The organism is Sessilibacter sp. MAH3 (assembly GCF_054658275.1).
The window spans coordinates 1-23,413 of record NZ_BAAGIE010000042.1 but is presented as its reverse complement, the minus strand read 5'-3'; the positions used below and the strand labels follow the sequence as shown (position 1 = coordinate 23,413).

13 protein-coding genes are annotated in these 23,413 nt (G+C 40.2%); 7 read left to right on the top strand and 6 right to left on the bottom strand.

Features of this window, described 5'->3' with window-relative positions; genetic code table 11:
• Positions 1-326 precede the first annotated feature (326 nt).
• The 3 genes from ACYQ2C_RS17480 (at position 327) to ACYQ2C_RS17470 (ending at position 2,820) form a co-directional block, all read left to right on the top strand.
• The gene (locus tag ACYQ2C_RS17480) at positions 327-1,655 is read left to right on the top strand and encodes a hypothetical protein (RefSeq protein WP_460104443.1); all 1,329 of its coding nucleotides are present in this window, start codon (positions 327-329) and stop codon (positions 1,653-1,655) included.
• A 3-nt stretch (positions 1,656-1,658) separates the two neighbouring features.
• Positions 1,659-1,901 carry a hypothetical protein gene (locus ACYQ2C_RS17475; protein ID WP_460104442.1) on the top strand — a complete coding sequence of 81 codons (243 nt, stop codon included), beginning with the start codon at positions 1,659-1,661 and terminating at the stop codon, positions 1,899-1,901.
• A 67-nt stretch (positions 1,902-1,968) separates the two neighbouring features.
• Positions 1,969-2,820, top strand: a complete 852-nt coding sequence (locus ACYQ2C_RS17470; RefSeq protein ID WP_460104441.1) for a sulfurtransferase — start codon at positions 1,969-1,971, stop codon at positions 2,818-2,820.
• A gap of 188 nt (positions 2,821-3,008) precedes the next feature.
• Here ACYQ2C_RS17470 and ACYQ2C_RS17465 read toward each other — a convergent pair whose 3' ends face one another.
• The gene (locus ACYQ2C_RS17465) at positions 3,009-3,218 is read right to left on the bottom strand and encodes a cold-shock protein (RefSeq protein WP_460052351.1); all 210 of its coding nucleotides are present in this window, start codon (positions 3,216-3,218) and stop codon (positions 3,009-3,011) included.
• Between the two features lie 163 nt (positions 3,219-3,381).
• Complete coding sequence (gene msrA / locus ACYQ2C_RS17460) at positions 3,382-4,017, bottom strand: peptide-methionine (S)-S-oxide reductase MsrA (RefSeq protein ID WP_460052349.1); 636 nt, start codon at positions 4,015-4,017, stop codon at positions 3,382-3,384.
• A gap of 1,224 nt (positions 4,018-5,241) precedes the next feature.
• Between msrA and ACYQ2C_RS17455 the strand changes: the two genes are divergently transcribed.
• Positions 5,242-6,738, top strand: a complete 1,497-nt coding sequence (locus tag ACYQ2C_RS17455; protein WP_460104439.1) for a Ppx/GppA phosphatase family protein — start codon at positions 5,242-5,244, stop codon at positions 6,736-6,738.
• Positions 6,739-7,282: 544 nt separating this feature from the next.
• The gene (locus ACYQ2C_RS17450; RefSeq protein WP_460104438.1) at positions 7,283-7,990 is read left to right on the top strand and encodes a J domain-containing protein; all 708 of its coding nucleotides are present in this window, start codon (positions 7,283-7,285) and stop codon (positions 7,988-7,990) included.
• Here the strand turns inward: ACYQ2C_RS17450 and ACYQ2C_RS17445 are convergent.
• Positions 7,987-8,817: a methyltransferase domain-containing protein gene (locus ACYQ2C_RS17445; RefSeq protein WP_460104437.1), complete on the bottom strand. Its 831-nt coding sequence runs from the start codon at positions 8,815-8,817 to the stop codon at positions 7,987-7,989. The genes ACYQ2C_RS17450 and ACYQ2C_RS17445 overlap by 4 nt on opposite strands.
• A gap of 210 nt (positions 8,818-9,027) precedes the next feature.
• Here ACYQ2C_RS17445 and ACYQ2C_RS17440 point away from each other — a divergent pair, with 210 nt between their 5' ends.
• Together ACYQ2C_RS17440 and ACYQ2C_RS17435 are read left to right on the top strand one after the other, a co-directional pair.
• On the top strand, positions 9,028-9,327 hold the full coding sequence (locus ACYQ2C_RS17440) for a GIY-YIG nuclease family protein (protein WP_460104434.1): 300 nt from the start codon (positions 9,028-9,030) through the stop codon (positions 9,325-9,327).
• Between the two features lie 420 nt (positions 9,328-9,747).
• Complete coding sequence (locus tag ACYQ2C_RS17435; protein ID WP_460104432.1) at positions 9,748-12,669, top strand: insulinase family protein; 2,922 nt, start codon at positions 9,748-9,750, stop codon at positions 12,667-12,669.
• 422 nt (positions 12,670-13,091) lie between these two features.
• Here ACYQ2C_RS17435 and ACYQ2C_RS17430 read toward each other — a convergent pair whose 3' ends face one another.
• The 3 genes from ACYQ2C_RS17430 to ACYQ2C_RS17420 form a co-directional block, all read right to left on the bottom strand.
• Positions 13,092-13,745 carry an IS1595 family transposase gene (locus ACYQ2C_RS17430; protein ID WP_460104430.1) on the bottom strand — a complete coding sequence of 218 codons (654 nt, stop codon included), beginning with the start codon at positions 13,743-13,745 and terminating at the stop codon, positions 13,092-13,094.
• Between the two features lie 143 nt (positions 13,746-13,888).
• Positions 13,889-17,059: a hypothetical protein gene (locus tag ACYQ2C_RS17425; RefSeq protein ID WP_460104428.1), complete on the bottom strand. Its 3,171-nt coding sequence runs from the start codon at positions 17,057-17,059 to the stop codon at positions 13,889-13,891.
• A 680-nt stretch (positions 17,060-17,739) separates the two neighbouring features.
• Positions 17,740-23,413: beta strand repeat-containing protein (locus tag ACYQ2C_RS17420; protein WP_460115728.1), on the bottom strand; the 5,674-nt coding region annotated here is incomplete at its 5' end.

The following is a 23,413-nucleotide window of genomic DNA, read 5'->3' as shown; positions in this document are numbered from 1 at the left end:
TGAAGAAATTGGAAATCGCATTTTCAATTTCTGTCCTCTGATTAAATCATGGATGAGTTAATCAGAGGTTCCTAGAGATAATTTTGTTTGTCGATTTAATTCTGAACGTACCTAAAATCGATAACGTTCGAATTACAACTATCGGCCATAATGAATACGATCCCATTAGCTATTGAGAATAATAAAACCGTATAAAGGTAATTTAGCGCGCAATTTAAGGATGTCAAAAAGATGTATAAAATGGGTTGACTGGCATTTATCAGCAACTTTATCGAGATTCATTTAAGACTCTCTAAGAAGCAAACAATCTATTGAAAACAATAACGATGGATATAAAACCGCCCTCAGCAACAAAAATTCCAATTCAGACTTCAAACCGTATCGGACAATCTGCGCCAGAATTAAAAGCCCAAACCAATAACCCTACGATTACACGCAATGAAATTATCCAAGCAAATAACCTTGTCAAACAACTGCACAACAAACTACTGGAAAATGTAATTACATTAACATCAAACCCAATTACACAAAAACAATTAAAAAATCTACCAGCCAACACACCTACCCTATCAAAAATTTATTTTACCGATAACAAAAGTATTGAAACAAACCATAAACCCACTTTTCTAAACTCATTTGAAATAAATACCTTAACCAGACAAACATCTCCGCATAAAATATTCCTACTTTCAAACATTGATATTAAAAAATTATTCGCAGGAAACCGCATTGACCTACAACTCAACAACACGAACGCTTATATTACCTTAAAACAAAAAGCTTTTTTTGAAGCATCTATCTTTAACCAAATTTATTACGCCAGCCTTAGCAAAATCTCGACTCAGAATAAATCACTAAACCCTAACACATCCATTCAATTCCGAGAAAACCTTGTAGAATTAAACCTGATTAAACACCTGCCATTAACCGAAGACAGAAACCCTACCAGATCACTAACAGAAACAGCAAATTATCTGCAAAACTATTTAGCAGCCAATTCTTTGAAACATCTCCACAAAATCTACACACAGTTTTTAATACACTTAATTCGTTCAGAAGCAGGTAATCTCAGCAGACAATTTACACCCAATATTAAATTGATACTAAATCAGCTAAACAGCCAAAACCCAAACCAAACGGCCCACCATCAAGAAAATATCACGGGTATCAACCTGCCAATTCTATTCGAGAATCAAGCACAAGAATTTCTAATCGAGCAATGGAAAAAACTCCACAAGGATCGATGGCGAAGCTATTACGAGTCAACTCAATCTGAATCAAATATAAGCTTTATGAGCCTACCGATACAGCTCAACAAAAGAACTGGAACAACCCAAATCAAATTAGAGACCTTTAACAAAAATGAAAGCGATGTAGATCAGACAATAGACACTGATAATTGGAAACTTGAACTAGAAATCGATATTGACCTCAATAGCCATCTACTTGTACACGCAAAACATTCCAAGTCAAACCTGACTATCACCCTTGGAGCGAATAATTTGGAGCTTTTCACTAAAATCGAAAATAACAAACACATACTGATCGGGCTGTGCAATTTAATAAACAAAAAAAATATAACCGTTAATCTTGATAAAAATTTAAACTTATCGATAAATAAAATAAAAATTCCCAAACAACACATAGAAGCCTAGCATATGACAAAAAACATATCCGAAACTTCTCAATCTTTAGAGTTGTATTTCAACGACAACGGCAGCATAACCATTGGCAGTAAAGAATTACCCTTGGTACAGGACAATACCAACCAAATAAAAAATGCCATGTTATTCAATTTATTAAATCAATTTGAAAGAGATCAAGAAATTCCAAAAGAGGTATTCGAAACCTTGGCAATACTCTTAAAGTTCTCACAACTACTCGCTGAAGATGACAAGTAAAAACTGACTTATCAGTGAATTATTGGCACAATAGAAATAACTTTAAAAACTGGGCTAAAAATTACCTATGTATTCCACCATTATAGAAACATCTGAATTAAACCAACTGTATCAAGATAAGAAACCTTTTATTGTTTTTGATTGCCGGTTTAATCTTTTTGACACGCAAGCAGGTTTTAATGCCTATTGCGAAAAACGGATTCCAACTGCTCATTATTTACATCTAGATAATCACCTTTCTTCGCCAATTACAGCCTCAAGCGGGCGCCATCCGCTACCTTCACGGCAAAAAATAGAATCGTTATTCGACTTTTTTAACATAACGCCTGAAATTCAAGTTGTGGTATACGATGCTCAGAACCATGCCTTTGCGTCTAGAGCTTGGTGGCTGTTTCAAGCCCTAGGACACAAGAACTGCGCTGTGTTGAACGGCGGATTCAATGCTTGGCAAAGCCAACAGAACAAGGTCGAAACAGGCGCCTTATCTGAGCTTGATTCTTTTAATCCTATCGAAGTTAAAAACCAAGAAGATCCCGGTGCCTTTGACTTTGTATTACCGGTCGTTTCTCAAAATGAATTATGCAATTGCATCAAAGATACAACCCATTTATTAATCGACGCTAGAGAAGCCCAAAGATTCGAGGGAATACAAGAACCCATCGATCCTGTAGCAGGACATATTCCAACCGCAATCAATGCGCCTATGAACAATGTCATTGATGCAAATGGCTTTTTCTATGATAAAGAAAAACTTAGGCAGTATTGGGGTAACCTTGGGGCAGCCGACAAAAACGTCATTCATTATTGCGGTTCTGGCGTGACAGCTTGCGTAAACATTTTATCGTTCGCAATAGCAGAACTACCGATTCCGACCTTGTACGCTGGTGGCTGGAGTGAATGGTGTAAATCGAAAATTTAAATGAAAAACCTAGCTCTCATTCAGATTATTTTTAAACAACAGATTACTAAGCAATATTTAAAATTCGTAAACGAATAAAGACCTACAGATTTTTCAAATTGTAAAAAATCTGCTGATACTAATGAAATAAACGGCTGTAATCGTTGGATTACCACAGCCGTTTAACTTCTATCTATACTGAAAAGCTACTACAGAGGAGTAACGTTTTCTGCCTGTGGACCTTTTTGTCCTTGAACCACTTCCATCGTCACTTTTTGACCTTCAGTCAAAGTTTTCCGACCATCGCCATTAATCGCGCTAAAGTGAACAAAAACGTCTTTACCACCCTCTTGAGCAATAAAACCGTAACCTTTTTCGTCGTTAAACCACTTAACAGTACCAGAAATTAAATCAGACATAACACTCTCTTTTTTACACACGCCCTTTTACAACCCATTCGAGTAAGCTCACTCTTAGTTGAATTCTTACTCGACGAGACTAGACTAACTCAGCAATTGACCAAATTCTATGAATTTTTTTTGATTTATTTTAATTTAAATTAATAAGGATTTATTTATAGACCTAAGCCAAATACTTAACACCTGTTGATTTTAATCCACAGTAGCCATTTGGATGCTTCGCCAAATACTGCTGATGATATGACTCCGCGTAATAGAACTCATCGGCCTTTTTTATTTCCGTAGTAATTTCACCAAAACCAGCCGCACTGAGCTGACTCTGATAGTCGTCGCGAGATTTATTCGCCAACGACAGTTGCCCTGAGTTAGTGCAATAAATAGCAGATCGGTACTGAGTTCCGACATCATTTCCCTGACGCATTCCTTGAGTTGGATCATGTTCGTTCCAAAATACATCAAGTAACTGAGAAAAGGATATTTTTGCACTATCAAAACACACTTGCACTAATTCGGTGTGGCCAGTCTCGCCAGAACACACTTCTTCATAGGTAGGATTTGGGGTATAGCCACCGCCATAACCAACTGCACTTGATATAACGCCTGGCAATATCCAAAATCGCTTCTCTGCACCCCAAAAGCAACCCATACCAAAATAAGCACGTTCGCACTTATCGTCCGGCACCTTCAATGGAGTATTCAGTACAAAATGTTGGTTATCAACAACTAACGCTTCAGGCCTACCGGGCAGAGCGTTTTCGGGCAACGGAAGAGTAATTTTCTTTTGTTTTCCAAATAGCATAGGGTATTAACTTCATCTAAATAGGATTCACCCAATTATGAACGATTTACCGGATGCAATCACTGGCTTTTCATCACAAAAAATATTTACTTTAAAAAAGCCTCGAAAATATCTCATACATTAATTACTGATTCGCACATAACCCAACACCTAACGATGAGCAGCATAAACAATACCAACTTACGAACACCCTAGATTAAAATCTAATCTGTCATTTAGGCAAATATTATTACGTTAATAACAACGATATAAATCAACCACAGATGCAACATTTACCGACTGGCCTTCTAGCGAACATTCCACCTAGGAATGCAACGTTATTAACTTAACCTCCAAATTATAATTTGGGTTAAACGAAATTGTTTATAAAAAAACAGACGTATCGTGCCACTTTTATAAACTCACTATTTCTTGAATAACAGTTAACAACTACTCATTGCCATCACACATTTTCGATACAACAAAACACCGCCAACACGATACATTACCTAAAGATGAACACCACTAACAATACCAAAATAGCCATCGCGCAAATTAATAACCTATTCCACACACAGTCAAAACACAGGGAACATGAAATTCAATTTTTATAAAACCATTAAAAATAGATTTATTCAATAACCATAAAAATTCAGAAAACTAACCTTCAAACCTCTAACCAACCTTCATACATCTAATTAACGCAGCCGCTATCTAATAGCAAGACAGACTGATAGGAAGACAGAAATTGAAAATACGTTTTCCAAATTTTCACGACTTCAGTTCCTTACTATGAGAAGCTACCGTATCTCTTTTTATTGCCGAGCTCTCGAATTAATCGGAGTTATCTGTGATTAAATCCTATTGGAATAAATTAGAGAAAACTCTAATTAACCTAGAGTTTTCATCGATGTAAATTATTTAGAAATTGAAAATCGTATTTGCAAGTTCGGCCCTTTAGTTAAATCATCGAAGAGTTAAATGGAGATTCCAATAAAATATTGGATGACTTTCAGAACACACTCGTTTTCACATAAACCAGCGATTTAATATTCGCTTAAAAACACCTGAGCCCGCGTGCCGTTACTTTCTTCGCTATGTTTCTTCCCTGGTTAATAACCATTCACCACATTTGAAACACAGATAAAGGGATTATCCTGTGGAATTAATGCACATTTGACTCTTAGGCTTCTGTATCTTGCCATATGGTTGATATACTTCTAAAAAATGTAACGGGATGACACTGTGCAAGACCTAACACCCCATCAAGATCACTACTTCGTCGCTGTCGATTTAGGCTCGAACAGCTTCCATATGCTTATCGTGCGAGAAAATCACGGTTTGCTACAGGTTGTAGATCGAGTCAAAGAAATGGTGCAAATTGCTCGCGGCTTAAAAGATGGGCAACTCTCACAGGAAGCACAAGACAGAGCCATCGAATGCTTGAGATGTTTTAATGAGCGAATTGTTGGCATACCCAGCACAAATATTAAAGCTGTTGGCACCAAAGCCTTAAGGGCAGCTAAGAATGCACGAGCATTTTTGCGAGAAGCCGAAGTAGCACTGGGCGTACCCATTGAACTGATCTCTGGTTATGAAGAAGCGCGATTGGTCTATGCCGGGGTCGCCAGCAGTATCTCTCAAGATCATCGCAAGCGATTAATTGTCGACATAGGCGGCGCCAGCACCGAATTTATCATTGGGCAAGACAACACCCCAACTCTTTTAGAAAGCTTGAGTATTGGCTGTGTCACCTACACCGAGCAATTTTTAACCAACGCCAAAGGTGACTTAGAAGTTACCCCTGAAACCATGAAGGCCGTTTATATCGCCGCGCGCGAGGAGTTAGAGGCTATTCAGTCGCAATTCCGAAAAGAAGGCTGGGATATCACCTACGGTACCTCAGGTACAATGAAGTCCATTACAGAAATGATGCCCGAATTAACGCCCGCTGGAGTGATAACGCGGGTTGGTGTGACGGAGCTTTACCACAAGATCGCTCGTGAAGGTGAGCTAAAAGTAGAAGGTATCGCCAAACCGAGAAGATACGTTATGCCAGCCGGTATGGCGGTATTGAGAGCCATACTCGATAGTCTCTCAATAGAAGAGCTGCATGTTTCGGATAGCGCACTCAAAGAAGGCTTAATCCACGAAACTATCGGGCGCAGAAACCAAAAAGATATTCGTAACGAAACCGTACGTAAATACCTCGACAAGTATCACATCGATGCAGGCCAGGCACAGCGAGTTAAAGAGACTGCATTGGCGTTAATTGCGCAAGCAGATATCAAAGAAGATTCTGGATTAAACCCTATCAGCTTAATTGGTTGGGCAGCACAACTGCATGAAATTGGCTTAATGCTTTCTCATTCTGGCTACCACCACCACGGCCGCTATATTTTAGAGCACTGTGATTTGGCGGGCTTCAATCGGTATGAGCAATTTCTATTAGCAACCCTAGTGGGAATGCATCGACGCAAACTTAATCAACAATCGCTGGAAAGCCTTAATCCTAACCATCGCGAACCCATATTAAAAATGGTCATCTGCTTACGACTTGCAGTGATTTTGAACCGCAAACGAGATTCAACCGATCAAACACCCAAGGTTACGTGGAATGGCGATAAAATCCACCTAGATTTTGGTGATGGTTGGTTGCCAAACAATCAACTCAGCGAGCGTTCATTGCAGCAAGAATCTGAATATTTGGCACGTATTAATGTGACGATGGAATATTCTTAAACAAACCACTATCTATTTACAAAAATCTATTTACAAAAATTGGAAACGTTGATTGTTTAAGAGCTTTCGAGGTTAATAGAATATACCACTCAAAATAATAATCGATTAAAACTCCGAAAAATAATACCTCGAATGGTCAAATTCGATCCTCTGATTAAATCATGGAAGAGTTATTCAGAGATTTCTTTCTATAATCGAACGAGAAAAGCTTCAACACTTGTACTTAAAACACCACATCGAGAATTACTCGTCGTGACAACAAATCAGCACAATATTTATGCTGTAGAATCTGTTTATTTTCCATGCCAACAGTTCGCCATCCCATTTCTAAATCTGGTAGAGTTAACCGATAGTTCGGCACAAATGAGGTGTCATTGAGTAATTTGCTCTGTCTTTACGAGTTACAACATCGGTAGCAGATTCCTTAAATTTAAATCCTAAAACCATCAACAGCTTCGGTAACGAGACTCAACGCTGAGATCAATCCGGTGAAAATCTGTTATATCAGCAGGCACGAAATGTTTACCAAACCCGAGTTTAAATTATGATTCGAAGTCTTCTCGTTATTATTGCCTTGATTGTTATTTTTACCGGAGTGAAATACATCAATCGGCAACCGCCAGAAAAAAAGCGACAACTGTGGATTAAAGTAACTCTGTATACAGTTGCGGCGGTAATGATCGGTTTAGCACTCACCGGAAGAATTCATTGGCTCGGCGCGGCTCTAGCAGCACTGCTACCGATTGGCCGGAGCCTTTTAGTGTTAGCGCCTAAAGTTTTCCCATTTATACAACCTTGGCTTGCCAACAAAATTAAAAACAACAACAAGAATGCTCACTCAACAAATACATCTATTTTGCAATTTGTCTTAAGCGATAATGGTGAAATGGCCGCGCTTGTGATTTCTGGGCCTTTTTCTGGAAAAGCGCTGGCCGATTTAACGGATGAGCAGCTCATCGAATTATTAACGTTTTGCAAAAGTGACGCAGATTCACATGCACTAATAATCGCTTATCTCAATAAATATAAGCCGTATCTTGTGCAATCACGGGCACCCAAAATTGACGATAATATGAGCATAAGCGAGGCTCAAGATGTACTCGGATTAAAAGGCCAATACCAAAAGCAAGACATTATCGAAGCGCATCGCAAACTTATGCAGAAATTTCACCCAGATCGAGGCGGCTCAGACTATCTCGCCGCCAAAATCAACTCAGCGAAAGAAATTCTACTACGTAACCTAGAACGTTAAATTTGCGCCGGTAAACGTTTGTAGAGCAGGTGCTGATAACGACCAAGCTCACGAAACGGGGATTCGCGAGAATAAAACAACTCCCACTTGAGTAGCTCTTCAGGTTCACGATCACGATCTTGTTCATTAAAGATATAGTCGTGAAACACACGAATACCACTGTGGCAAAGACGTGTTACCGGCAAGAGCTCAAACCAAGAAAAAACCTCTGAAATAGTGCGCGGATAACGAGGCGTCAAACTTCTTTTACTGCCCGAAAAATCCTGTCGATTAATTCTTTTAAAGTTTGTTCGCAACAAATTTTTAAATACACCACCGTGAACATTGTAGAAACTTAATGACAACAGGCCGCCTGAAGCTAATAAATTACTCAGGCAAATCATCAAAGGCTGCGGCGACTGCAACCACTCTACAACGGCATGGCAAAGAATAAGATCGAACGACTTGTTACCAACAGACGCGGCTAGTTCTGAATACGCTTGCGCAGAACCGTGAAAAAACTCGATGCGATCTAAAACACCTGCCTGCTCAGCATCGGCATAGGCGTGCTTTAACATCTCAACAGAAACATCTACTAACGTAACCTGATGACCTAATTGAGCCAATTTGATGGAAATTGGCGCTCGACCAGCACCAACATCAAGAATACGCAAAGGTTTTTGGGACGCTGTAAATAACTCTGAACTGAACTCCTGGAGGTCTCGCTCAATAACACCTAACCTAATTTTACCCTTCAAAGACTGATAAACATTGCGTTCAAACCTGTGCGCTAAATCATCAAAATTACGATCGCCGCTGACCAATGTTTTTGTGTGGCGTTTTTCCATTACTGCAAACCATTGAAAAATGCCTAGTTTAAATAAATATAATAGAGGAAGCTCTGATTAACTTACGGAAGAACTTATCAGAGTAGAGGAAACTCTGATTAAATCATGAATGAGTTAATCAGACCGCCATAGAGTCGCCGAGCAAAATACAAACGTAGATAATGAATAAAGATACAGCTAAAACCCCTAGCCCAAGCGGCACCTCACCTAATGTGTAGCTTCGAATCACAGTCAGATATTAAAAACACCCATAACTGGTGTGTATATATGATCGAAACCCGATCGGGTAAGCTCTATACTGGAATTAGCAATAATTTAGCAAGACGTTGTAAACAACATTCCAACGGCACGGGGGCTAAGTATTTCCGAATGGATCGGCCATTATTCCTAGTTTGGTCAGAATTCGATCACGACCGATCCAGTGCCAGTAAACGAGAGATTGCGTTAAAAAAACTCAACCGGGCCCAAAAACTGAAGCTAATCCATGCTCAAACCAAAATTCTGTTATGAAATACCCTGATTCTTTAGCATGACCGTTGCCCGAGTTTTGCAGAGGTGTACACTGTAGAAATTATGATTTGCAGCAATTCCTGTAAAACATTAGCTGCAAATATTAATTTTTTATAGCAATGCAATATCGAGATGATTTGCAAAAAATATCATCAACGAAGCCTAACCTAGGTCAACATCGCTGTTTAGCTTTTGGAGTGCTGATTAAACTAGAGTCACTTCGATATAAATCGAGTTAATCCAAGGCTCTTTTGGTTGATATTCTTTTAGTTAGTTATTGAGTTGATTACTCAACACCTGTGTTTTTAAAGTCTGCGCGTTGCGACATAGACAAGAGCAACACTAGAATAAACAGATTACAGGTGCCAACAGCAATAAATTTAAAACGCCACAATCTGTGCGTTAACAACGAGGAAGTCCATGCAAGCTACTGCACACCCTGCTTTTGAGTCTATTCGTCAGCAATCCATTGATTCGCTGAATGTTACGGTAGAAGAGTACCGTCATACCAAAACCGGCGCACAACACATCCACATTCAAGCCGATAATCCCGAAAATGTCTTCTTAGTAGCCTTGCGGACAGTACCCATGGACTCCAGCGGTGTGGCGCACATTCTAGAGCATACCGCCCTCTGCGGCAGCGAGAAATACCCGGTTCGCGACCCATTCTTTATGATGATCCGCCGCTCACTCAATACCTTCATGAATGCGTTTACCAGTTCAGATTGGACGGCCTATCCTTTTGCGAGCCAAAACCGTAAAGATTTCAATAATCTGCTGGACGTTTATCTAGACGCGGTATTCTTCTCGCGTCTCGATCCTCTAGATTTCGCCCAAGAAGGTCACCGTGTAGAGTTCGAAAAGGCCGATGACCCTACTACGCCGCTGGTTTATAAGGGCGTTGTATTCAACGAAATGAAAGGTGCCATGAGCTCGATTCCGTCGCAGCTTTGGCACACCATGTGTAAATACCTATTCCCGACCACTACCTACCACTACAACAGTGGCGGCGATCCAGAAGCCATTCCTGACCTTTCTTATGAACAATTAAAAAGCTTCTACAAGAATCACTACCACCCAAGTAATGCCATTTTTATGACTTTCGGCGATATTCCTGCCGTGGAACATCAAGAAAAGTTCGAGAAGCAGGCACTGTCTCGTTTTGAAAAATTAAATTATCGCGTAGATGTTGGCGAAGAAAAACGCTATCACGCACCGATTAAAGTGCAAGAGTTCTATCCCTTAGATGACGCAGAAGAAAGCGCGGAAAACAAAACTCACGTAGTTATGGCGTGGTTACTGGGACCAAGTATTGATCTCGACTCTGTATTAAAAGCCCAATTGTTGAACAGCATTTTGTTGGATAACAGCGCCTCTCCGTTGCAGCACCTACTTGAAACCACTGAACTTGGCTCTTCACCATCGCCACTGTGTGGTCTAGACGATTCCCAAAAAGACTTGTCGTTCTTATGCGGAATTGAAGGTAGCGACAGCAATAAAGTAGAAGAATTCGAGCAGCAGATTCTTGGACTGTTTGAAAAAATCGCCGAAGAAGGGGTTAGCGACGAACAACTTGAAGCCTGTTTACATCAACTAGAGTTACACCAACGAGAAATTGGCGGCGACTCCTACCCCTACGGATTACAGCTAATTCTGAGCGCTCTTAACTCGGCGACACACCGCGGAGACCCAATATCACTATTGGACATAGAACCCGCTTTTGCGCGTTTAAGAGAAGCGGCCAAAGAGCCTAATTTTGTTCAAAATTTAGCGCGAGAACTCTTAGTGGATAATCCGCACCGAGTCACGCTGGTGATGAGTCCAGACTCAAAAATTAACGCCCGCAAAACCGCTGCCGAAAAAGCTCGCTTGGCAAAAATGCAATCTTCTTTGAGCGATGATGACAAACACAATATCGTGGATCTAGCGGCTCGCTTGGTTGAACGCCAAAATCAAGTTGACGACGAATCTATTTTACCGAAGGTAACCGTTGCGGATGTTCCCGAAAAAACCCATTACGTTGCTGGTAACTCCTCAAAAATTAATAACCATCCATTAACTGTTTACACACCAGGCACCAATGGTTTGGTTTATCAACAAATTATCGTAAAACTTCCCGAATTAACTACAGAAGAACTGCAACTTTTACCGCTCTATTCTATTTGTTTAACGGAATTGGGCGTGGGCGAAAAAGACTATTTGGCAGCTCAACAATGGCAAGCACAGGTTGCAGGTGGCTTTAGCGCTTTTTGCAGTATTCGCGGCACCATTAGCGATGTACAAGATATTTCAGGGCACCTAACGCTTTCAGGTAAAGCATTATTTAGAAATCAAATGCAACTTGCCGAACTCATGAAAGAAACCTTAGAGTCGGTACGTTTTGACGAATTAAATCGTATTAAAGAATTAGTTGCGCAAGTTCGTGCTCGCAAAGAAATGAGCGTAACCGGCTCAGGCCACAGCTTGGCAATGTCTGCCGCTGCTAGCGGCATTAGTGCAGGCGCTAAAATTTCTCATCAGCTAACCGGCCTAGAAGGCATTCGCTTTATTAAAGCTTTAGACGACGACCTTAAAAATCCAGAGCAATTAAGTATTTTCGCGGAAAAACTCGCAACGATTCACAACAAAATAAAACAGCAAGAACAGCAATATTTTCTTGCCGCAGAACCACACAACAGTGAAAACTGCATTAAAAATCTTGAAAAAGTATGGAGCTTTGACGACCTATCAAGCACCTCTGAATTCAATTACGAAATCGCGCCAGAAATTACTAAAGAAGCATGGATTACTAACACGCAAGTTAACTTCTGTGCAAAGGCCTATCCTACTGTTGCCGTAAGTCATCCTGATGCACCTGCGTTAACAGTGTTATCGGGATTTCTAAGAAACGGCTATCTACACCGCTGCATTCGCGAACAAGGCGGTGCCTATGGTGGTGGCGCAAGCCAAGACAGCAACACTGGTAGCTTTAGATTTTTCTCCTACCGTGATCCACGATTAGAAGAAACTCTGTGCGACTTCGACGAGTCACTGCAATGGTTATTAACTCACGACCACACCGCGCAATCTCTCGAAGAAGCAATATTGGGTGTTATTGCGTCTTTAGATAAGCCAAGTTCACCTGCCGGAGAAGCGAAACAAACCTTCCATGCCGAACTTTTTGGACGCGATCAAAAACAACGTGAAGAATTTAGAAAGGGAATCTTAGCAACCACACTAGATGATTTAAAACGCGTTGCAAAAACCTATTTAACACCAGAAAAAGCAAGTACAGCGGTAATTACCAATGGGGATCAAAAATCTGTTATTGAAAAACTGGGATTATCTTTGAAGAAACTCTAAAAGTTATTGCTGCTTAAAGAGAATCAAGACACAAGGATGTGTCATTAACCGAAAAGCCAGAACCCAAGAGCAATAAAATCAAACCTTCAACTCTTTACCTACCCCATAATAAATCAACAAAATTAATTAAGTTCGGCAAACTAAAATTTATTTCAACTCCAAAAAATTTTAAGCTCAAAAAGCTTGTGGATAAATCAAACAATAAAGGTCAATACGAACTTAAATTACGATAAAAATTTAGAGAATTTAGAAAATACTAAATATTCTAAAATTGAGTCTTTTGAACAAAGAGCTTAAAAAACTGTCAAGAGAAACTCTGATTAACCTAGTGTTTCTCGCAACACAAGAATGTATCGCCAATTTCACGAACGATAAGAAATTGAAATTGTAAACAAATTGGAAGGGGTTGAAGTAGCTAAGAGCTAGTGTTTTGTCGTTTTATACCAGTATTTTAGCTGCTTTAGTAGCGTTTGGTGGTCTCTTCCATTGAAGCGCCATTCGCACTCTTTAAGAAACCAATAAAAATTATCTTGTTTAATTCCATTAAACTTTCGTAAATGGTGTTTAGCCTGATTCCAAAAGTTCTCGATTCCATTAATATGATTTGTATTATCAGCAAATAATTTCGAATGATTAATCCTCCGATGATGAAAATCACTCACATCCAAAGCATTGTAAGATTTAAATGTATCGGTGTAGACAATGCTGTCAGGTGTAACTTTCTCATTGATAATGGGTAGCAGAGTTTCAGTTTTGGCGTTGGGAATAATTACGGTAAAAACCTTCCCACCCCTTTTTAATAGGCCAAAAACTGCTATTTTACCTCCAGCGCCTCGACCTCTCTTACCTTTACGTACTCCACCAAAATAGCTTTCATCGATTTCGACTTCACCGGATAAATCGTATCTCGGCAATTTACTGGCTATCAGCTGCCTTAGTCGCATAAAAAAGCGAATGGCTGTATTGGCTTGTACTCCAAGCATTTCAGCCGCCGCCCGAGCAGTTGCTCCAACGACAAAATATTCTATAAGCCTACTTTGTTGCCTAGGTGTTAACCGGCTTTTTCTTGTATACATAAGCTTTAGAGTAGCCTCTATGGCTGCTCTTAGCTACTTCAGCCCCTAGAAAAATTTAACCTTAAAAATCCCGACAAATAGAAGAAAAACACAAAAATCTCTTGAGAGATTAGATAAAAAAACGCCTCTTACGAGGCGTTTTTTTAATAAGAAATCCCAATATATTCTCCGTTTACTGGTGAAAAGGCAAACAAAGCTGGAATAAAGACCGAATGCTCTCCATAAAGATAGTAAATCTGTTTCTCTTCATTAAAAGAAAAACCCTCATTACCGAATACTTGTCCAGCAAAAGGAGAAGCATAAGGGCTTCCAAATGAAAAGCTGAAATTATTTGTCGATGCATTATATTCGAAAAAGGAGGCTGAAAATTCTTGCGTTACCATCGCAAATCTTTCGGCATCTAGTCTTACAAAAAACCTTGGTTCAAGATCGATAATTTCATCATCAAAAACTCCACCGAATATTGTTCTAGCTCCACTGGTTAAATCCACAGAGATGATTCGATCAAAATCCAAGACCAATACTTCATTAGAATTTTCTGAATCAAACATGAAGTCAAGAGGAACACCAAAAGGTATACCAGAACCAGTTAATATGTCAGAATCTGTAGGATTTCGAAAACTTGGTTGAGTAGAAATAGCTACAATTTCTCCACTTTCTATATCAAGCTTATATATACCTGGGGTTGGCTCATCAAATGAAGAGAACAATAAGCTTTCTTCATTTTCAACTTTTACTATTTTTGAAATATTAAAGCTATTCGCAAAATCTGCGGACAACCTGCTAACAAAGGAAACAACCAAACTATCAAGATTCAATATATATAAATTTTCCTGTATTGAATCTATAAAATAAATATTCTCTCGGCTATCGTCAAACGTCATAGCTGTACTAAACCCAGAATAGGTCGTACCTGCCATATCTTCTTGTTCAAATAACAAACTCTTATTACCGTTAATTAAATTTACTTCATAGAATTGTATAGGTGAAGCAATACCAGTTCTTCGATCAGTAATTTGTAGAGGGAAATATGCTTTTTGGTTATCAAAATTTATGTTAATGGAATTCAAATTGCTTGGACTGTCAAAAACAGTGGAAAAATTGCCGATACCTCCTTCCATAGATAAAGGCTCATAAATACCACTACCAGATGGACTTAGTGAAGTAATTAGTTTGGAGTTAGTTAGATTATAAATCGAGTTATTTAACACACTAAAGAATATATCTCCCTCAGACCCAGCTTTAATAGAATCATCCCCTGCTTGCGTCAAGTCTAGAGATACAAGTTCTGTAGCGTTGGAATTTGCTAGATCAACATCAAAAGTTCCTGTTCGTGAAGTCAGAATAATTCTACTCATTGAAACTACATCAATTTTCTCAGGGATAATATCTATACCCATATCGGAATAAGTAAACAAGGTTGCACTCATGCCACTATCTATTTGGAAAAAATCTAACGATGTGGAACCTGCTATTAGAATTCTATTATTAAAAGTATCTAAAGCTAGATTATTAGGCGTATTTAAACCAATAGTCGCAGGAACTCCAACCTGTGGGTCAATGGTAAATACTCCTCGGCTATCGCGTAAATAAATTAGATTTTGTGATGAATCGAAGCCAAATATTTCAGCGGGGGTATTTGCGGTATCTGGCGCGAAGGTAATTGGAGTTTGAGAACGAATGCCTGAGGCCACATCAACCTCTAGAATTCGATTAACAGATGTATCGGATGTATCCATATAAAATAAACGCTGATTTATTTCATCTAACACGCCAGTATCTGATTGCACTGAAAATCTGTTCCTCGACCCGGATACCAAAGTAGCACCATCAGCTGTCAGATCACTAGAAACTAACTGATATATACCAGAACTAATATCAAAACGAATAATTAGTGTTGAGGTCCCAGAGCTATCCCCAGCAGAAAAATAAACTAAATTACCATCAGAACTGATATCCAAAAGCTGTGGATTCAAGTAAAGAAGATTATTAAAAGCGGTAATAGTTTGTGTTTCTGTATTGTTAGCCGTAGCATCCAACACTGACTGAAAATTATTGGCGCCTGGAACAACCGGAACTGTCGCACTCCAGAAATCTGGAAATTCAGTACTTCGAACAAGGCTTTGACCGTTGATGGTAAAAGAGAACATGCTAGCAGCTTCTTCTACGGTGACTTCGCCATCCTCTAAATCGATCAATTTCGCAACGGCTTCGAACTCAGTTTTACCCGAAGCTTGCAGTTCTTCCAACGTCATTTCGATTGCAATATTGCTGTTTTGCGTAGGAAATACGAGTTCGTGAGATAAAATAAATTGATTGGTTACCGATACTTGGAATAATTCACTAGTAGTCGCTCCTGAGCTGTTTGTCGCTGAAACTTCTACTTCATAAACATTATCGGCGTCGCCGTCCATGGGAGCTTCAAAATCGAACGTTTGTGAAGCAACCAAACTATCGCCAATATCAGAGATTGTGAAAAGCTGAGCATCAGCACCGCCAGAAATAGCTAGTGTGAGGTTATTACTTGCAACACCATCAGTAGCAGCTGTAATCGGTAATGAAAAGGGAGTATTTTCTTCTACCGATACATCCGTCGTTGACTGAAAACTAATTTCTACCACATTCCCAACTTCAACAGTAAATAGTGCCGTTGTTGCAGTACCTGTGCTACTGGTCGCTGTAACTTGGAGTTCATAGATATTATCGCCGTTATCGTCCTGCGGGTTTTCAAAATCGAACGATTGTGAAGCAATTAAACTATTCCCAGTATTAGAAACGGTAAAGAGTTGAGCATCAGCGCCACCAGTAATTGCGAGAGTGAGGTCATTGCTCGCAACGCCATCTGCCGCAACGGTAATCGGTAACGAAAAGGAGGCATTTTCTTGTACCGTAGTATTAGTAGCCGATTGAAAGCTAACTTCTATGATATTCCCAACTTCAACCGTAAATGGCACTGTTGTAGCGACACCTGTACTACTGGTAGCAGTAACTTGAAATTCATATACATTATCGCCATTACTGTCTAGTGGATTTTCAAAATCGAAATTTGCACTACTCGCAAGACTAGCTCCATTAAAAGAAAACAGTTCAGCGTCAGCACCACCAGATACAATAAGAGAGATACCGGTACTTGCTGAGTTATCCGAGGTAGCTTGCACTAATGCAGATAAGCTATTATTTTCGTCAATTGAAATTGAAGATGACGTTGAAATAGTCACCACCTCAGGTGAAGCACTGCTTCCGCCGCCACCTCCACCACCGCAAGCAGTCAAAACCAGTGTAGATAATACGACCGTTGATATTCTTGTGTGCACGATATTCTCTCCGTAATCGCTCGTGAAACCTTTTGATATATAAGGAATGGATACTAAATATTAAATAGTCAAAAATCCATGACCGAGGTTAAAAGTTGAAAGTTTTTCTAGAAATTTAAGTCATTAGTGTGATGGTAAAGCAGAATTTTTCGGTCTTTGATTAAAATCACTCAGCCTTTATAGACAGTTAAAATAGTCGTGCAGAACTCTATAGTTAGAATTTGTAAATATCACTGCCTAGCTAAATAAGTGCAGATATTTTATATTCATTCTCAAACACAACTATAAACATTTAATCTTAGTGAGCACTTTTTAATACAATAGCAACCTAAAAACTTCATTTCTCTTAATGACTACTAATTATGCAGAGCGAAAAGAGAACGCACATCGGCATAAAGACACACACAAAACAAATGTTAATAACTCATAAAAAAATAATTAACGCACAGCTAAAATCAAGCTACACCAAACAGTAATATTTAAGAATAATGCATTTTAAATTAACGAACTTAATCGTGGCCGACACAACTTAAATCTTGAAAAATAGTGCACTATGTCAAAAATCGCCTTCAGACCATGAATTGTTTTTATTCAACAATTACCTGCAATTAAACGTATTGACAATAATCAGAATATTTAAAAAACGGCAAAATAAAAAACCGGCTTTCGCCGGCTTTTTATTATTTTTGAGATACTGTATCTGATTCGTTGTAGTCAACAAACTCTTCGTCAAGATTTTCTTCGAATTCGTCTTCACGTTGATCTTCTGGAAGAAGTAGAGGACTGGAACCGACGGCATAGGGTTTTAATTCTGCGAAAATAGCAGGATCAACATTACCAATTTCTTCCAACCCAGTTTGAGCAGCAGCTACACTAGCTCCTGAGGTTGCGGCTCTTTCTGCAATCGATGAAATCCTAAAACCAGACTGACGAGGAATAGTACCAGCCAAAGAATTATTAACCGGAACGAACTCCTCAGAGAAACTTGAAAAGTTAATAACGTTGGTACGGAACGGAGTATTTTCACTTCCAATAATACCATTCGCTACCAAAGTTGCGGTTTCAGAAGTTAAATTCACCACCCGATCAACATTCTCACCAAAATCGATTACTGGATCGATTAAAATACTCGGCCCGGCATTTAAAAGTACTTCTCCACTAGAAGTGCCAGTATCAATCACATTCAAGAAAATAGTACCACTTAGCGCCTCAACTGAAACATTCCCACCCATGGTAGATATATTGGTGATTACAATATCGTTTTCATCTTCAATAGTTACAGAACCACCAGTGGTGGTAGCAGTAATATCAATAAAATCACCCGACAATGTCACGTCGCCCGTAATATCCATCAAGCTAATTGTCGATTGAGCAAACAGTGATCCCGACACACTTGCCGCACCGCTGATGGTTAATGGTGCATTATTGAAATCAAATTGAATATTATTGCCAATATTCAAGAGACTGGTATCAGAAAAACTAACCGCCAGCGGCGTGGAGATATCAACCAATCCAGTATTATCTTCAATAAAGTCGATACCACTGAACGCAAACTCACCAAAAGATGAATTACCATCGGTAATGGTAAATGGCGATGACTCTCCATTAGTAATTAGATTGTTGAAGCCAGATCCCGCCTGCAAACCACTAAAACCCGTAACCTCAAAGACTTGGTTACCCGCACCGGTTAAATTAACGCCCAGCACGCCATTTGAGTTGAGGTTAAAGGTTAGATCTTGATTTGATCCTGATAAGATTGCAGAACCTTCAGCAACAAAATTCTCAACACCTTCAAAAGCAGATCCATTGAGCTCCCCAAATACAACAGCATTAGCATTGATGTTGGTTATTTGGAAAGTACCGCCGCTCACCAGACTGTCTGAACCCGTTCCCGCATTAATCAAACCTGAAACGGAACCAGAACCTGTAAACAGCAAAGTATCGTTACCTGCGTCTGTTGAGATATTTGCTACGCTGCCAGAAACGGACACTTGATCGGCACCAGAACCGGTAATGATATTTTCTATGCCAGCAAAGGTATTACCATTAACGTCACCAGAATTTACCCCGGTTACATCAACGATATTATTGGAATTATCAAGCTGTAGCGTGTCATTTCCAGCCCCACCAATAAGTGAAGCCGTTGAGGTGGCAGTCAAATTAATTACATCATCACCAGCACCTAAATCAAGGCTGGTCAGGGCACCACTTGCAGAGAAATTAGCAGTATCAGTGCCAGAGCCAGTACGTATGATTCCAAAACCAGTAAAGGTAACAGAAGATCCACCGTCAACTTGCAGGCTACCATTATTCAAACCAGTGATGCCGACTAGAGTATTTTGATCAGAGCCAGTGAAAGTTGCAGTTTCATTACCGAAAAATTGCTCTACACCGGTAAATGATGCGCTCCCAGAAACACCGTCAGCGCCGTTGGTTATGTTTGTTAATTCGACGTTAGTATCTGATATTAAGGTATCGTTACCAGCACCTCCATTAAAGACCAAGACACTACCATTTGATATAAATTGATCAGCGCCTCCTAATCCATTTACTTGGTCTGTACCAAAAAATTGGATATTAAATGCGCCAATTTCGTTGCTGCCGAAATCTTCAAATTGATCGGCCAACGTTGTACCAACAATAGTTCCTGCGGCTTGAACTTGCTCAATCGAATTAAACGTAAATCCACCAACAGAAATCGAATTATCAGCAATTAACGCAATATTATCGCCTAGGCTATTAACAACTACGTCATCCGCAGAGGCACCGGCATTGACCACACCACCACCTACAACTGTTAGCGACGCATTAGCAGCTGTGGTAACAGATAGTTGATCAGCAACGGTAATATCAAAAATTTCTATTTCGTCTGAGCCAGTGATATCTGTTACTCGTTGGACAACTTCCACACCGGAGACGCCAATATCTCTTGAAGTAAAATCAACCGTATCTACTGAACTACCTAAAGCAATGGAAGTATTATTTACATCCAAAGTATCGGTACCACCAGACCCAATTAGACGCGAAACGCCATTAAAGCTAATCGAACCTAGAGAAACCTGCTGGCTTTGCACCGAAGAAAAGGATTCAGATAAAGAACTACCGGTTAATACACCCGTACCAGTGATATTTTCAACATTAAAGACGGAAATCTGGCTGGAAATAAAATCAACATCAGCGCGCGCATCAAGCACGGCCCCAGCTTGTGATAAGGCAATACTGTCACTCCCTGCCCCACCATCAAGCCCAATCACTCCTTCAAAGCTTATTCCCGCACTTGTAAGACTATTGTTGCCAGACAATACAAAACTATCCGAGGCATTAGAACCAATGAGCGACCCCGTATTTAAAACAGAAGACACACCGGAGAAGGTTATTGAATCCCCACCGAACTGAGTTTGAAGGGCGCCTATTTGCCCTTGTACTAGTGAAAACTGCCCTTGCTCACCAGATGCAACCTCAATAGTTGATGCACCAGAGATAGATTCAAAACCAGTAAATTCGATTAGATCAGAAGTTATAGAAGCCGAACCTAATAGAGCAGAAGACAATAAAGAAAGAGAACTACCTGTAAAGCCGGTAACTGAACCGACGTCTTGAAATAAAACACCCGATGCCGAACCTTCAGACGCACCAGTTACAGCAAAATCAAAGCTTGCAAAAGATGACACATTTCCAGAGTTTTGCACGACTTCCACATTAAATACATCAAGGCCACTGGTTAAATCTCCCGGAGTGGAGAAAATTCGGAAACCGGCAGCTTCTAATAACACGGGATCCAGAGTCGATCGCGTACTACCAGATCCAACTAAAATAGAGTCACCGGAGCCGGTTTGCCCTAAACCATCAATGGACGATGCATTTAGAATTGTTGTAGTAGAAGTGATAGTGGTACCAGTGTCATCAAACTGGCTGATAACTACGTCGACGGTGCCATCCAAATTTAGCTCTACTGTAAATGAATCGATGCCATTGGAACCTAGAGCGATACCACCAGATTGGTTAACACGCTCAAAACCGGTAATTGAGATATTGCCGTCGGCCAATTCAGAAATTGTGCTTCTGTTACCGTCAATTGCACCATCTAAAAGATTGATGGTATCCAAACCAGCATCGATGATGCCGTCGCCATTAATGTCTGTATCACCGGCGTCAATGTCACGAACACCAATAAAATCAATCGTATTTCCAGAGCCGTCAAGTAGGTCTAAACGAACAACGGTTTCAGTAGTGCCTTGATTATTTCGATCAACAACCGTGAAATTATCATCACCCGAAGATCCTATTAGATTTCTGGTATTGGTAACACGCTCGACATTATCGTAGTTAATCTGAGAACTACCGCTGAAGCGGAGGGAATTTACAGAGTCAAGTGTTACGGTTGAGTTATTGGCAAGATCAACAGTATCAGAACCGCTTACACCATCTACAAAGGTGATATCGCCGTAAATAATTCCATTACTGGTTACTTCTCGCGTACCCGTTTCGTTGAAGGTATCGTCACCAGAAGTACCGAAAAGATTGCCGCTACCGTTTTCAACACTCTCAATACCCGCAAACACCAAACCTGCGTCGTTAGTGAAGCTTGATGCGGTTAAAGTAATGTCGCTACCACTAGCGTCAACGGTATCTTGTCCTAAACCACCATCAAGGGTAGATACATTATTAAAGGAGGTTCCTGAAACGGTATTCACAGCGACAGAAGAACCAGACACCGTGTAATTCTCACCAGCAGATGTTCCGGTCAAAGTACCTGTGTTGTTTACAGCGCCAATTTGATCAAATTCAATACTGCCGACGTTAAAGTCACGGTTGGAGGTAAGCGCTACTGTTTGCGAGTCTAGATTTACCGTTTGACTGCCATCACCAATAACAGCGCCGGTGTTAAATCCAACACCCGTAAATGCATTCGATGTTACGGTAGTACCACTTAACGTGAGCGTGTCACCAATGGCTGAGGTTAATTCACCGATATTATCGACGGTTTCAATACCACTAAAGGTAACACCACTGACTTGCAAACCAACGGTAAGGTCTAGGTCTTGGTTGTTAATATTTAATGCATCTGTACCAGTACCGGCCGTTAAGGTGGTGATGTTATTAAAGGTAGATCCGAGAATATCCAGATCATTATTGGTGAGTCTGTAGGAGCGGTTGCCATTCACGCTGTCAGAGACAGAGGTAACACCATTAACTGTATCGATATCTGTGTAGGTAATACCCGATACGGTAAAGTCGGCAGTATTAAGACTGGCCGATGAGCCTGCGCGTACACTTAAGCTATCGGTTCCACCGTTACCATTAACTGTAGACACACCTTGGAAAGCGAAACCATTCGTATCAATTTGATTATTCGCGGTTTCATCAAAGCTATCATTTCCAGCGGTACCAGTTAGGGCACCAACCTGAGTTGCAGTTGTTACGTTTGTGTAGGTGATGCTATTACCACTGGTGAAGGAACTTCCACCTAGAGTTACGCCGGAGTTAATTACATTAACTGAGTTATTACCACCGCTACCGTTAATGTTTGAAACTTCACTAAATTGAATGGATTGAGCGGCAACTTGGTTTGCATTAGTTTCTACGAAAGTGTTGTCGCCAGCAGATCCGGTTAAAATTCCCGTATTGCTAACGTTTTCAATACCGGTCACCAAAACAGAAGAACCGACATTCAGAGCAGTACCCGTAAGAGTCGCATTACCAAAGTTAATATCTACAGTATCGGTTCCCGCGCCCGCCAGCAAATTACTAACATCGTTAAACGTGGTTCCAGCAACAGTATCAACTACAATTGAGTTACCATTAATAACGAAGTTTTCAGAGGCACTAGTTGCTGTGACGGTGCCAGTATTGTTGACGTTGGCAATTTGTTCAAAGGCCACTGCACCAACATTAAAGTCACGAGTAGACGTTAAATCTACGGTCGAGGAGTCTAGATTTAATGTCTGAGAACCATCACCCAATACATTATTCGCGTTAAAAACGATACCAACCTGAGAACTTGCGCTTAACGAACCACTATTGAACGCCAGTACGTCATTGGTGGCAGCCGTTAACGCGTTGATATTATTAATTGTTTCAAGTGAAATTAAATTCACACCATTTGTGGTTAATCCAATTGAAAGATCAATATTTTGACCACTGATATCGACAGTATCTGATCCACCAAGTCCGTTGAGAGCGCTAACATTCTGGAAGCTAGTACCCGCCACCGAGCCAACCGTGGCGGTTGTGCCTGACAGGGTAAAACTCTCACCTGCCGTTGTTCCAGTAAGAATACCAACGTTGGTCACGGTACCAATTTGATCAAAGCCGATACCGCTAGCAATAAAGTCGCGAGTCGTATCTAACGTA

Coding starts and splice junctions, on each gene's coding strand:
- ACYQ2C_RS17440 (WP_460104434.1), top strand. CDS start 9,028: ATGTGTAGCTTCGAATCACAGTCAGATATTAAAAACACCCATAACTGG.
- ACYQ2C_RS17430 (WP_460104430.1), bottom strand. CDS start 13,745: ATGTATACAAGAAAAAGCCGGTTAACACCTAGGCAACAAAGTAGGCTT.
- ACYQ2C_RS17450 (WP_460104438.1), top strand. CDS start 7,283: ATGATTCGAAGTCTTCTCGTTATTATTGCCTTGATTGTTATTTTTACC.
- msrA (WP_460052349.1), bottom strand. CDS start 4,017: ATGCTATTTGGAAAACAAAAGAAAATTACTCTTCCGTTGCCCGAAAAC.
- ACYQ2C_RS17445 (WP_460104437.1), bottom strand. CDS start 8,817: ATGGAAAAACGCCACACAAAAACATTGGTCAGCGGCGATCGTAATTTT.
- ACYQ2C_RS17465 (WP_460052351.1), bottom strand. CDS start 3,218: ATGTCTGATTTAATTTCTGGTACTGTTAAGTGGTTTAACGACGAAAAA.
- ACYQ2C_RS17480 (WP_460104443.1), top strand. CDS start 327: ATGGATATAAAACCGCCCTCAGCAACAAAAATTCCAATTCAGACTTCA.
- ACYQ2C_RS17475 (WP_460104442.1), top strand. CDS start 1,659: ATGACAAAAAACATATCCGAAACTTCTCAATCTTTAGAGTTGTATTTC.
- ACYQ2C_RS17470 (WP_460104441.1), top strand. CDS start 1,969: ATGTATTCCACCATTATAGAAACATCTGAATTAAACCAACTGTATCAA.
- ACYQ2C_RS17435 (WP_460104432.1), top strand. CDS start 9,748: ATGCAAGCTACTGCACACCCTGCTTTTGAGTCTATTCGTCAGCAATCC.